General features: G+C 34.7%; 13 protein-coding genes and 1 pseudogene. All 14 read right to left on the reverse strand.

The genetic code is table 11. The annotated features are described in order from the left end of the window. Window positions 1-42 precede the first annotated feature (42 nt). Complete coding sequence (locus F0365_RS00435) at window positions 43-918, reverse strand: N-acetylneuraminate synthase family protein (protein ID WP_169931837.1); 876 nt, start codon at window positions 916-918, stop codon at window positions 43-45. Next, a complete protein-coding gene (locus tag F0365_RS00440; protein ID WP_169931838.1) occupies window positions 905-2,074 on the reverse strand; it encodes an acylneuraminate cytidylyltransferase in 1,170 nt (389 codons plus the stop codon). The genes F0365_RS00435 and F0365_RS00440 overlap by 14 nt, the downstream gene beginning before the upstream one ends. 54 nt (window positions 2,075-2,128) lie before the next feature. Then, window positions 2,129-3,256 (reverse strand): glycosyltransferase family 4 protein, encoded by a 1,128-nt coding sequence (locus F0365_RS00445; protein ID WP_169931839.1) that lies wholly within the window; start codon window positions 3,254-3,256, stop codon window positions 2,129-2,131. A gap of 5 nt (window positions 3,257-3,261) precedes the next feature. Then, on the reverse strand, window positions 3,262-4,188 hold the full coding sequence (locus F0365_RS00450; protein WP_169931840.1) for a glycosyltransferase: 927 nt from the start codon (window positions 4,186-4,188) through the stop codon (window positions 3,262-3,264). Beyond that, window positions 4,189-5,274 (reverse strand): glycosyltransferase family 2 protein, encoded by a 1,086-nt coding sequence (locus F0365_RS00455; RefSeq protein ID WP_169931841.1) that lies wholly within the window; start codon window positions 5,272-5,274, stop codon window positions 4,189-4,191. Window positions 5,275-5,602: 328 nt separating this feature from the next. After that, the gene (locus tag F0365_RS00460; protein WP_169931842.1) at window positions 5,603-6,706 is read right to left on the reverse strand and encodes a glycoside hydrolase family 99-like domain-containing protein; all 1,104 of its coding nucleotides are present in this window, start codon (window positions 6,704-6,706) and stop codon (window positions 5,603-5,605) included. A gap of 14 nt (window positions 6,707-6,720) precedes the next feature. Beyond that, window positions 6,721-7,581: a glycosyltransferase family 2 protein gene (locus F0365_RS00465; RefSeq protein WP_169931843.1), complete on the reverse strand. Its 861-nt coding sequence runs from the start codon at window positions 7,579-7,581 to the stop codon at window positions 6,721-6,723. Next, window positions 7,578-8,360, reverse strand: coding sequence for a glycosyltransferase family 2 protein (locus F0365_RS00470; RefSeq protein ID WP_169931844.1), 783 nt, complete (start codon window positions 8,358-8,360; stop codon window positions 7,578-7,580). Before F0365_RS00470 ends, F0365_RS00465 begins: the two co-directional genes overlap by 4 nt. A 1-nt stretch (window position 8,361) precedes the next feature. Further along, window positions 8,362-9,210 carry a glycosyltransferase family 2 protein gene (locus tag F0365_RS00475; RefSeq protein ID WP_169931845.1) on the reverse strand — a complete coding sequence of 283 codons (849 nt, stop codon included), beginning with the start codon at window positions 9,208-9,210 and terminating at the stop codon, window positions 8,362-8,364. Then, on the reverse strand, window positions 9,210-9,989 hold the full coding sequence (locus F0365_RS00480) for a glycosyltransferase family 2 protein (protein ID WP_169931846.1): 780 nt from the start codon (window positions 9,987-9,989) through the stop codon (window positions 9,210-9,212). The genes F0365_RS00475 and F0365_RS00480 overlap by 1 nt, the downstream gene beginning before the upstream one ends. Beyond that, window positions 9,982-10,947 carry a glycosyltransferase family 2 protein gene (locus tag F0365_RS00485; protein ID WP_169931847.1) on the reverse strand — a complete coding sequence of 322 codons (966 nt, stop codon included), beginning with the start codon at window positions 10,945-10,947 and terminating at the stop codon, window positions 9,982-9,984. Before F0365_RS00485 ends, F0365_RS00480 begins: the two co-directional genes overlap by 8 nt. A 16-nt stretch (window positions 10,948-10,963) precedes the next feature. Then, window positions 10,964-11,865, reverse strand: a pseudogene (locus F0365_RS00490) (IS1595 family transposase). A 57-nt stretch (window positions 11,866-11,922) separates the two neighbouring features. Further along, window positions 11,923-12,843: a glycosyltransferase family 2 protein gene (locus F0365_RS00495; protein WP_169931848.1), complete on the reverse strand. Its 921-nt coding sequence runs from the start codon at window positions 12,841-12,843 to the stop codon at window positions 11,923-11,925. 4 nt (window positions 12,844-12,847) lie between these two features. Then, a complete protein-coding gene (locus tag F0365_RS00500; protein WP_169931849.1) occupies window positions 12,848-13,807 on the reverse strand; it encodes a glycosyltransferase family 2 protein in 960 nt (319 codons plus the stop codon). Window position 13,808 lies beyond the last annotated feature (1 nt).

Consider the following 13,808-nt stretch of genomic DNA (forward strand, 5'->3'; position numbering starts at 1 on the left):
AGCGCATCAAGAGAAGGAGTGTTATTTTGGTTTTAATTTTATCTAATCCTTGCGGTACTTTAACTTATCGCGCTGTACTTGCTCAATAGGTAGGATATCAGTCGCCTTATAATCTAAGGCTTGGTGCACTGCTTTTAAATCGCGAGCTAATTTTCTCATTCCGGCCGGCTCTAATGAGGCACTGTGGTCCGTTCCTTTCCAAGTGCGATCTAATGTGTAATGACGTTCTACCACGTTTGCTCCAAGCGTATAAGCAGCTACATCTGCCGCTATTCCTAAATGGTGACCTGAAAAACCTATGGTCTTTACCCGATTGCCATACTTTTTAATCATGGTTGTAATGTCCAGCAAACACACGTCTGGAAATGGTACTGGATACCCAGAAGTACAGTTGTACAATACCAAATCTTTGGCACGCTGGTGTTTTTCAAAAAACTGAACCAGTTCTTCCATCTCTTCTTTGGTAGTCATTCCTGTAGAACAGTGAATTTCACCTTTGTAATTTTCACACAACCAGCCTAGCATCTCGTAATGATTGTTACAGGCACTTGGTATTTTGATGAATTCTGGATTCAAACTTGCAATTTCTTTAGCACTGGTCGTATCCCAAACACTAGTAGAATAAGTAATCCCTACTTCTTCACAATAAGCTTTTAACTCGGCATGTTGCTTTAGGTCAAATTCTAAGAACTCTCGATGTGCTCCATAAGTGTCTCCATAAGAATTCACAGGATTAGGGTGAGGTGCGTTGTACTGATCTTCTGTAAGAAATTCTTTGTTATGGCGCTTTTGAAACTTTACTGCGTCTACTTTACAGAAGATAGCAGCTACTTTAATCAATTCTTTAGCGATTTCCATATCGCCTTTATGGTTTCCACCTATTTCTGCGATGGTATAAGGTGCTTTATAATGTGTCATAACGATTGTTGTATTTTATGATAAATTCTGTCGCCTCTCGAATAGCTCCTTCGGCGCTCTTGTTTTGCAGCAGTACATCTGCGTGATTTTTTATAGGTTGCGTAGCATTTGCTGGGGTAAATGACCAACCCGCAGCACACATATTGGCCAGGTCGTTCACATCATCACCCATATAAGCGATTTGCGAAAAGGACAGGTTATTTTCCGTTACAATTCTTGAAAGCAAGCTGTACTTGTCTTTGACTCCTAGAAATACCTTGTCAATTTTTAATTTCTTCATTCGGCTAGCAACAATCTGCGAGTCCTCTGAAGTCATGACCATCACTTCTACTCCATACTGACGTAGGATCTCTAAACCCATACCGTCCCGCATGTCAAATTTTTTCATCATCTCCCCATCGGCACCGTAATAAATACAGCCGTCTGTAAATACCCCATCTACATCGAGGATCAGGTGGGTAATGCGCTCACTTTGTTTCTTTGATTTCAATCGGGCAGCGAGTAATTCTTCCACAATTTTCCAATCGGTTAAGGAGTCGATCTCGGTAAGACTGTCCTCTGACATGGTGATCGTAGCTATATTACCGCTTATTCTATTTTTGCTTTCGCGTAAAGCGGAATGAGTAGTTACATAACAGGCACCGTTTTCTATAAGCAGGCCTTCAAAATCTTGCCTTCTAGGCCGATTAAAAATATCATAATTCTTAGGAGTACCGTCTGCGTGCCAAGTAAAACGATGCGAATTTACTACTGTCAATGCGCTGTCATAATTCTTGCCATGGGCAACAGCTTCCATACAGGTATTGATATCCACTGCAGTCGTGAAGGGGGAAGTGGCTTGTAACAAACAGAATAAGTCGAATTTTGAGGTCAGCCCATCTATAAATTCCAGGATACTGGTTTCGGTACTGGCGGTATCTGTGGCACTAGAAGCGCTTCTTTTTACCCCAATTACTTTATCCGTCCAGTGGTATTCTTTTTCTATAAACGAAAGAATATCTAAATCATCTGTAAATACATACACCTCATCGAGATGAGAAGCTATGGCCTCTCCTAGGACCCAACAAAAAAGAGGTCTTCCTAAAAGCTTTTTCTTGTTTTTTCCGGGTATACCTTTGGAGCCTGCACGTAATGGGATAAATCCTATGGATTTCATGGTTTTAAAGTTGTGGTCAAATTTAAGTAATCAAGGGGAGAACTTTTTAAAATATTAACTTTTAATCGAGCTATAAAGATTTACTACTTTTGTACGTATCACATCTCTGGAAAGTAATGGAGCCATATGAATGGTATTGTAAGCTGTCGCATTTTTTAGAAGGCCAGGATTTGTAATAGCCTTTAAAATAACTTCTTGAATATGCGACACCTCCTCACAATCTTCAATAAGCAATCCGTTCTCTCCATTTTTTATAAGCTCGGCTGAAGCCCCTCCAGGATTGGACTGTATGGGAAAAGCTCCTGCACAAATGGCTTCAAGCAAGGTATTAGGCATTCCATCGCTATTGGAATTTCCTATATAAATCAAACTACTGCAAAAAAGTTGGATCAGTTCCTTATGTTCCATAAGTCCTTTAATAGTCAAATGCGGTATGCTTCCCTTTTGAAATTGGGAGACGGCATCATTTTCGACTCCAAAAACGACTACTTCATAATTGGTGAGTTGATCAGAAAGCTGTTCCAAAGCTTTTAGTACCGAAACTGCTCTACCCGATCTATTTTCATTGCCTTTTACGGCTATAATCCTGCGATCTTTAAAAGGGATCTTATACGTATCAAAGAGTTCTAAATCAAAACCACCACCACCAGGGAAAACACCTAAATGAGTTCCAGTAAAACCTAATTCAGAAGCAATTTCTTGATCTCTTTTACAATCTGCAAACATGTAATTGACTCGGGGCAAGACTTCTTTGATATCTTTTAGGTAGGAAGCTTTATTCCTAAAGTAAAATAAATCACTACCCCAGGAAGAATAGATCCACGGGATGTTGTTTTGTAATAGGACCGGTAAAATGGGTGTACAGCTCAAGTATAAAGCAAAAGAATGTATGGCGTCGGGTTGGATTTCTTGTACCGCTTTTGCAAAAGCGTCTTCTATTTTATTATCATATTTACGCACGAGAATTGTGTATAATTTGGGCCACCTGTTTTTAATAAACGTACGACCGCGTTTTTTTAAAAAGCCTTTTTTCCAACCGGTAATTTGAGTCATCCAGCTTATAGAAGGCGCATATCCTTGGTCGAGTATATCAAACCAATAGACTTCGTGACCACTTTCTCGCAATTGGTCAGACCAGCGGCGGAAGTGTATGGAGTTAATAGATACAAGTAGGATTTTCATAATTGCTAAAGCTGTTTCTTAAGCGAATATAGGTAATGCCTGAGCATTTTAATTGATGGTTTTAAAGCCATTAACATTAATAAAACCAAAAATCCGCTACCCAATTTTTGCTCATTATTAAGAGCTAATAATTGTTTTAACTTTTGATGTCGCCAGCCTGAATAAAGCTCTTTAGCAATGGGTTTCATTAATTTTTCAGTTGCCAAAAAATCAAGTATGCGTGCATTATTTTTAAATACAGAAGACAAGTTTTTGCGCATTTTAAAACTCACTCCTGACTGTAGTCTATAAGCAGCTGTAACTTCTGGTAGAATACAAGCCATTGCTTCATATTTTTGAAGTGACATAAGATATAATGGCCAATCTCCATAGGGTATGGTGTGGAACCAATGAGGTAAATTTTGTAGTTCTAAATAATTTCTAAAAACAGCAGTAGGTGCACTAATCTTATTATCCTCGATGAGCTCTTCCAAGGATATCTCTTGGAAATCCATATTGACCTTTTCAGAAATCTCACCGTTTTTCAAAACTAACTGTACTCCAGTTCCTACAAGAGCGTACTTATGATTTTCTTCTAGAAAATTCACTTGCTTCTGTAACTTTAATGAATCCAGCCAATAGTCATCTCCATCACATATGGCTATATATTTCCCTTTTAATCGTGTCGCTGTTTTTACAAAATTCCCCATCAAGCCTAAATTATTGCAATGCCTGTGGTATTCGATTTTCTCTGGAAATCTAGAAGCATATTCACTACATATAAGTGAGGTATTATCTTCACTAGCGTCATCACCTATTATAATCTTATATGAGAAATCAGTCTCTTGAGACAGTATAGATTCTAGAGTTTGAGATATATATTGCTCTTGATTGTAAGTAAGTAAAAAGATACTTACTGTGCAGTTTGTGATGAGTTGTTGCGTATCTGACATCTATGAACCCAATTTAATACGGAAAATTATTAGTGATGCAGTACGATCATAACTATAAGAATATGCACAACTGTGATGATTCAGTATAAGCGCTTCTAGCAGGGTTTCATTTGCTCTATCTAAGGAAATAAAACGTAGTGTTTTTTTACCTAAGCCTTCTTTTACTAATTTTTTTAAAGATTTAGATTCGGGATGTTTTTTGATTTGCACTTCTACAACATTCTCTGAATCCATTCCTATTAAAGCATTTACCAGTGCCTGCACATCGTGCTCTGTAGCATATCGTTTTAAACGAAGTGTCGGCTCACTTAATTTATCATACACTTTATTATTACAGGTTTTTCCCCATGAGCCATTGCCATTTGCCTTTATTTTTTTTGATTCTTGAGTAAGTAATAAATAAGATTGATTGATGCGTTCTAGATAGGGATGGAAAGGTGACGTACTTTCTTTAGTACGATAAGATTTTGCGTGCCACTGATGTTTGAAGAGAATTTCGCTTTCGCAAAAGCGAACTATATAGCCAGCATTCTTCAATCTCACATGAACATCAGTATCCTCACTGCCCCAACCATGATAAAACTCATCAAAACCGTTGATAAATTTTAAATGCGCTGAAGGGAAAACGGTGATTCCAGTTGCCTCATTATTGGTTTGGAATTTTATTGCATAATCTTCAAAGGATTTATCAAGCGTACTTTCTTCCTGAGTCATCACGCCCACTGAGAAGTAAATTGATTCTTTTTGTGAGAAGGATTCTATTTGATTTGCAAGAAACTGTGAATGCCATATCATGTCCATATCAGACACCATAAAATGGGTGGTTGCACAAGATTGTAGCACTATGTTAATGCATCTAGACTTATTCCATAGTTGCTCTTGTGTAGGGCATAGTATTAATTCTACTTGATCAAATGATTTCACTAACAGTTCTAACTGCACTTGATAAGATAACACACTACCATAATCTACTATCACTAATCGTATTGCATCATTAAGTTGTGATACTATAGACCCCAAACTGCGCTTTACAATTTCAAGATCACGATTGCGATTAGGTATTACTATAGTAAGGCTATTAGACATAGATTAAGTTAGTTCACGTTTTCAAAATGCTGTAAGGTAATAAAGCTATTTTTATTTATAACGTAATGCTCGTTTTCTTAAAATAGATTCTGATATTTTCACTCCGCATTAAACTCAGATAGATCAAATAGTCGCTTATAGTAAAGAAACCACTCTGTCCTATGGCTTAGAAACTGAACTTATTATTAATAAGTTCGGGAAGCCATTCTTGTTTTTCTCGTACTGCTTTAGGAGCAAATATAGGAGTAATAACAATAAAAATCGATAACAGAAATCTTAGGAATTCAACCTTATTGTTGCGTGCAACCATCACCATATTTTAAATTAATTAGTCAACCTTTCTCGTTCCGCGCAATACTTCCTTAGTGGTGCTAAGGTATTTATCACCCCATTTACTGCATGGCTCTAGGTGATTGCCTTCTGCCCATTCATTCCAAGCATTTATAAACAAAAAAGATTCTGGATTTTCATTCCAAGGATAATTGTCTACTATATGTGATAACCATTCTCCATACTTTTCAGGCGTACTGTTGTGAAGTAGAAAGTAATTTACTTTTCTCCTAGCTGTATTATCCCACCCTGGAGTGATGCTGGGATACGTATTTGGCATAAATGGTATTTCCTGTTGTAACTTGGCAAAGTCTCCATAATCATATATGGGTTTTGAAAAATCCTTATAAGGAAAACCTAGCTTTTTTAGATAGAGATTGTAATAGTTTTTAAAGCGAGTATAACCATAAGGTAATGGACGTTTATCAAATCTAGGTTGAAAATCAAATGCGAAATCAAATATAGATTCACTTACATTAGGGTGGTCATCAAACCTACCAGCAAATCCTAAATACATATCAGGAAAACCATGCTCCTTAACTATTTCACGCCATAAGGCAGCTGTTGCTCTCATGTCTGGAAATAATTTAGGACGATATATTATGAAGACAGGTTTACCGTTTACCTTTATATATCTAGAGTCTTTAAAGTAAGTAATCAATTCTTTTATATGGTTGGCATCATCTTCTAACGAATAGTCTTGATTTAATAACACATCATTTTCACCACCATCCCATACTCTTGTCCAGTTTTCGTTTGCCCAACAAAGCATAAACGGCAAATCTTCTTTATCATTTTTTAGTTTTGCTTCTACTGGTTTTTCAAGAATCCGTTTACCGTTGAACCAATAATGGTAATAACAAAATCCATGGATGCCATTTGCTTTTGCTAATTGTTCTTGAGCTATTCTAGATTCTTCTAATCTTAAATCATAAAAACCTAGATCTGCTGGAAGATGAGGTTGGTAATGACCTTTGAATAATGGCTTTGCTTTACTTACATTGGTCCATTCTGTAAAACCTTTTCCCCACCATTTATCATTCTCAGGTATTGGGTGAAATTGAGGCAAGTGAATTGCAATAGCTTTTATGGATTCAGACATTCTTTGAAATTACTTTAATTCTTAAAAATTAGTTTTATTCTTCGATAGAATCTTCTAGATAATTTAATAAAAGTAGAGGATTTACCTATTTTTTTTATTTGTTTATGCTTCTTCTGCGCTAATTTGGCATATTCTACTTCATTTAAATCAAGAAAAAATGCCCTTAACTTTAATGCAGCATTCAAAAATCCAACTCTCATTTTAAGATAATCGATCGTCATTGATTTGCTATGGATTCTATAAAACGCCAAAATATCTTTTCTATTTATCACACGATTTGAGAAGTAAAATAATTGAACCCAAAAAACCCAGTCTTCATGATTTTCAAGTTGTTCATCAAAGGTTAAATGATGCTCTACCAATAACTTCTTGTCAAATAAAACGGTGTGACATGGTATTGATTTTCTATTTTCCCAATCTAGAATTAACTCTGATTTATAATTTGATTCATCAAGAAAAGGAGAGAGATACCGATGTGGCACAAAATCTTGGCTAGTATCATCAAACGGAAAATAATCTGAAATACTGATAGAACTATGCTTTAAATCTTGAACTTGTAATTCAAGTTTATCGTGTCTAATCAAATCATCTGAATCTAAAAATTGAATAAAGTCACCTTGGCTTTTTCGTAAACCATAATTACGAGCGCTACTCAAACCGCCATTCTCTTTATAAAAATATTTAAATCTAGTATCTAAAGCACACCACTCTTGTGCTATTTTTTTACTAATATCTGTACTTCCATCATCTATAATTAAACATTCCCAACGTGTATATGTCTGACAGAAAACAGACCTTAAAGTCTGACTCAAGAAAGGCCCCTGGTTATAACATGGAATAATAATAGAAACAATTTTTAGTTGATTATTAGTCAAAACTTTTGCGGTTTATTGATGATGAATTTTAGACTAACTACAAATCGTTTGAAAATATAATAAATATCCACTATTAAACTCGACCCTGTTCTCCACAAACTTCCTATAAGTCCATTAAATACGTTTCTTATAGAAATGTCCTCATGCCATAGTTGGTAATTCCCTATAAGGTCATTTTTGAATCTAAAAAACAACTGTTTTTTATTGCGTTTTATATCATAGTTAAAAATAGAGGGCACCAACTCCATATCATAACCAGCTTCCAAAACACGTTTGGACCATTCCTTATCTTCAAAGGTAGCAACCTCTTCTTTAAACGGATGTTCTTTCCACACCAGCCTATTAAATGCTGAACCTGAAAATATAAGACCTGCTTTATTAGGGTCTGTCTTCGGACTAACTTTATTGATGTAATTTTTATAATCGTTTGAATTATGAAGGCACCTCACTCCTGCCAGATTTTTATTCTTCTCAAATGCTATTTTTATCAATTTGAAAAAGTCGTGACTGACTGGATAGGAATGGGCACTAAAAATTACAACTATATCATGGGTTGCTTTTTGTGCCGCAAAGTTAGCACTGCCGCCATAACTAAATTTCTCAATGGTTTCAAATTGAGCATTAAAGCTGGCTGTCACTTCTTCACTTTTATCGGTAGATAAATTATCGATAACTATAATTTCATCAACATCATCGACATATCGTTCCCTTAAGTTTTTTAGTAAAAAACCCAGCGCTTTATCTTGATTCTTATTGCGTATGACTACAGAAAGTTTCATGCTATCGTTTTAAACTATTTTTTAATATGTCAATTGGTTTTAAAAGAATTCTTGAAAATTTCAAAAATTTATTGTTTTTCAAACGCACTTCTGAGGCGCGATGAGTGCGTATGTTGTAAAACATTACAGAAACAAAATTGTCAAAATCCTCTATATATAAACTGGCGTGCTTTTTTACAATGTACTCTTTGTTATTTTCAAAGTGATTTCCTATAGTATCTACTAACATTGATGTTTTTGCTTTGCGATAAAAAAACAAATACTTTGGTATTACTATATAATTCTTATTTAATTTAACAATGGATATCCAAAAATCCCAATCCTCAAAACCTTTTTTCATGGTTTCATCATAACCGCCGACTTGTTTCCAAGATGCTTTTCTGAACAGTGAAGTAGCCACTAAATGGTTTTGGTATAAAAGTGATGTTACCGTACCGTTCTCTGGTTTCAATTCACCTACTATAGTATTGGTATTTCCTTGGAAAAACTTTGTATAACAGGAAATGACTGCAGCTTCCGGTTGTTTTAGAATTTCAGGCACTATTATTTTAAGGTACTCTTTATCCAAAATATCATCAGCATCGAGAGGTAGTATATATTCTCCTTCGCAAATTTCAATCCCGGCATTACGTGCGCCAGATAAACCTTTATTTTTTTGTTCTAAATATTTAAAACGCTCGTCTTTTGCTGTCCACTTTAGGGCAACACGATCGGTCTCGTCTGGACTACCATCATTTACTATAATACATTCCCAACTATTATACGTTTGATTCATTACAGACCCTAAACTCTCCTCTAGAAAATGAGCTTGCTTATAACAAGGGACAATGATAGAAACTAACTTACTCATTAAAATTTGTTTAAAAATCCAAATTGAACTAGTTTTTCCACGATTCTAGAATTTCTAAAATCCTCTACTATTTCTTTATTTATCAAAGCATCCTCAATATCTTTAAGGTAGATCGGATAATCTTTTTGAAGTATTTCTTGTCTTTCAGCATACTTAAGGCCTCTGTTTTTTAGATCAGAACTCATACCGCCCAAGTAAAAGGTAGAAAGTAGTTGTGGAACCCTTTTATAAGACATCCCATATTTACATATGGCATCTATAAAAAACTTCCAATCTGACAAGATCTTAAAATCTTCTTTATACACTCCTACTTTCTCAAAAGCATCCTTCCTAATAAAACTAGCAGGATGGGGCAAGGTATCTTTTATAAAATAAGAAAACGATAAGGTATCTGGATAAGATTTTACAAAAATCATTTCCTGATCAACTACTTCTAGGTCAAAATAAATAATTGCTTCACCAGTTAAAAAAGTATGGGCTTGTTCTAAGGCTACAAGATTTTGAAAATGATCTCCTGCGTTAAGGAAAAGCAGGTACTCTCCAGATGATTGAGCAATCCCTTTGTTCATAGCGCTATAGACTCCTTGATCAGGTTCACTTACCCAATAAGCAAAATCATTTTGATGTTCTTTTATAAATGCGACACTTCCATCTGTTGAGCCACCATCAATAATAAGGTGCTCAAATTCTTGCCAGGTCTGATGGCTCACACTATCTACCGTCCTTTTTAGACCCGATAGGTCGTTATAGTTTACTGTTATGATCGAAATTTTAGTCATTTATTTGATACCCTTTCTTAAATATGATAGGAAACAGTCTCTGCCGCAATCGTACAAGTGGAAAATATTTCAAAAATAAGCGTGTTACCATTAACTGAGGCCATTTTTTCTGTAATTGCATCCAATATATAACATAAGTTAAAATACTGGCTTTTTGCCGGTATCTATGGATCCATAGCGTATCCAAAAGTAACGCTATCTTTTCTTTTTGAATACCATATCGTAAAGACCAGGTTATTAGGGATTCATATAAGCGCAGGTTATAATCCTCATACAAAGCATCATTTGTAAAAATATTGGTAATGTGTACCCCTCGTTTTGAAACCTCTTTTTGAAGATAACCAGGCACTAGTCGCATTCTAAGTGCCATTTTAAAAATAAGATCTGAATCTTCAGCAACAATTAATTCTTCATTAAAAAATCCTACTATGTCGAAGGCTCTGCGCTTTACAGTTAGCCCATTTAAATGTAAATAGCCTAATCTACTTGATACAATATTTTCGAAAAGGACTTCTGGCGGGATGATTTGAGATAAAGTGGCTACTTTAAAATGATGATATTCTGTATCACTTATCCCTCGATATAAATGAAACCCTACTGCATTATAAACCCCATCTATATGTTGATTACGCAGAAGTAACTTATCTCTATTAAAACGTTGCTCTAAATAAAAATCATCTGCATCTAAAAAAGAAATGTAATCTGATTTTGCCTGAAGAATACCCAAATTTCTACTTGCAGATCTTCCTCTATTAACAGCTCCTTTGTGATGGTAAATCTTTATTCTAGCGTCCTTTTCTTGCAGCTTAAGCAATAGTTCCAGACTACTATCTGTACTCCCATCATTAATGACAACCACTTCATTAACCTCTGTAAACATAAGTGCAGAATCTATTGCTTTCTCAATAAATTGGTCCGCATTATAGACAGGTATGATTACGGAAACAGCAAATGACATAAATTAATTTTTTGAGTTACACACTTAGCATCTGTTTTATATCTTTATGATAAATTGGTTTAGCTATTACCATTCTTTCTATTGTTTTATGGAATATGCTCTGTTTGGATTGAGATCGATTAATTCTAAAACAGAATTCGTCAAAGTAGCTTTGCACATGCCATTTACTAACATGGGTAGGTATTGCTCTCAACCAAGATTTTAACTGCATAATTACAACATGTAATTCTTTAAAATTACTTCCGTTATTACTTAGCTTCTGCTCTATATCATAATTCTTTTTAAGTGGAGCATAACCTCTCCATTTATCGGTAACTATTTTTGCAGAGGGATCTATATGTTCTTCAAATATGGGAGTTAGTGATTTAGCTGAGTAATCATCTATAGACTTCACATAAACTCTTTTGATTTTATGTTCGGCGCTCAGTTCTACCGCTATCACTGCTTTTTTCTTTTTTGAATCGTAACTTCTACCTTGCTTGCCTTGTTCTTTTCCCCTACGGTAAATTCATCTACAGGAACTATTTCGGTTAGAGGATATTTTTGACTGCTTTTCATTGACTTTCTAACTTTCTGCATGAAATACCAAGCGGTACCTTGACGGATATCAAATCGCTTTCCCATTTGAACACTGGAAACACTCTTGGTACTAGTACTCATTTCAAACACAACGCAGAATGCCTTTTGCAAACCAAATTTAACCTTATGAAACAAGGTGTTTGCCGTGGCGCTTTCAACGTGATTGCAACTGTAACAATGATATCTATAACCAGATTTTTCACAGCCCTTAGTGTGACCACATTTTGTACATGTAAAACCATCCTGCCATTTTATTTTTGCTAAATATGCTTTACAAGCATCATCATCTGGCAGTTCTTTCACAAAACTCAGTATATTTTGACCTTTATATACTTCCATAACCCGTGTTATTAATGATAACAAGATACGGAAACTATATGACTAACTCAATTATTTTTAATAAAGAAATGAAAATACCTTTTTTCTCCTTCTGATAATTGGAAAGTACTTTATACTCAGTACAGAAAAGAAGATTCTTTTATGCAAGAAACATAAAAACCACCAATATTTAATCTCCTCAAACAAACTAACTTCATCAGTATGTTTAAGAATCCAGATACGTCGTAGGATACGATCTATTACATCTAATTCGATTTTATGCTCACATGACCATTTTAAAACTGATTCATACATATTGTATCTAAACTTCTCATAGACATCTTTGCGATAAAAAACGTTGTTATTATGCACTACTCGCATGGCTACTGGATGATTTATAATACCAGTATAAAGATTACATAACAAACTTAATTTCCAAAAAATATCAGTATCCTCAGCAACTTCTAAATCTGTATTAAACAAACCTACTTTTTCAAACGCTGCCTTCTTTACCGTTAAACCATCAATTTGAAAATGACCAAACTTTCCATCCAATAAACCTAAAAAAAGTTCTTCTGGTTTTACTTCTTTCGTAACGGTGTAAAGATCTTCATTCAACTCATTACTATTTATAAAATCAAACCCAACGGCATTATAGATCCCTTCACTACGAGGATAAGTCTCTAGCAATTTTAAATCATTCTCAAATCTATACGGCAGAAAGTAATCATCGGCATCTAGAAATGCTAACAAATTAAAACTTGATCTTATAATACCCAAATTTCTCGTTGCACTTCTTCCTTTATTAACCTTATTCTCATGATGGTAGATTTTTACTCTAGAATCTTTAATTTTTTGAACTTCAAGAATTGTATTATCTGTACTACCGTCATTTATAACAAGAACTTCACCTACTTCTTTTTGAGATAAGGCAGACTCCACAGCCTTGTTGATGAATGATTCAGAATTAAAAGCAGGAATAATGACACTTATTTTCATACCCTTATCTTATATATTTTATAAATCCTTCTCCTTTATTGAGAATAAAATAGCTAGGAATAGAAAAAAGCCATCTTAATAGTATTTCATTTTTATTGGGTTTCATTTCTTCATTATAAGGTGCTGCTTTTACTAGGAAATGGTATGAGATCAATGCTTTTTTCACCTCTTTATGAATCACAAAGTGTTTAAATAGATCAAATAATTGCTTGTATAAATATTTGTTGGTCTCATCTTGCAATTGACCAGAATAATTCTTGAGAGTTAAATACCTCACATAAAGATTGGAACTCAATTTAGCAATACTGCTGGTAAAATTGGTTGAAATTTGGTTTTGATGCACAAAAACAGTGACAAGCGTTTGATTAAGTACATGAAATTTTGGTGAATCAGCTAGTATTCTAATGTGTAATTCATATTCCTGTGATTGATGTAAGTCTTCATTAAAACGATATTGACTAATTATCTCGTTTTTCCATAAAACTGCATGGATAGACCACCAAGCACTGCAGGTCACATAATCATCAAATGGTTTATGAGAACTAACAACCGTGGACCAGAGCTTTAAAAAATCACCGCTTTTATCATCAACCATTTGTGTTTGACAAACCGAAAATTGATAATCATTGTTAGATAATGTGTCGATTTGAAGCTTTAATTTATCTACATGTAAAGTATCATCACTATCCAAGAAATTAATATAATCTCCTTGAGCCATTTCTAATCCAAAATTTCTACAAGCGTTAGCTCCTTTAGGTTTTTCAATAGGGCGATGATGTAGCTGGAACCTTTGATCTTTTTGTGTAAAACCTTCAACTACTTGAACGCTATTATCCGTGCTTCCGTCATCTACTAGAATACATTCCCAATTCTCATGGGATTGATCCATTAATGATTCAAGGGTACGAGTGATGATATGACCACGATTGTATAATGGAATTATTATGGAAACTAATGGTTTCATA

It is taken from the genome of Nonlabens sp. Ci31 (assembly GCF_012974865.1).
Classification (GTDB): Bacteria; Bacteroidota; Bacteroidia; order Flavobacteriales; family Flavobacteriaceae; genus Nonlabens.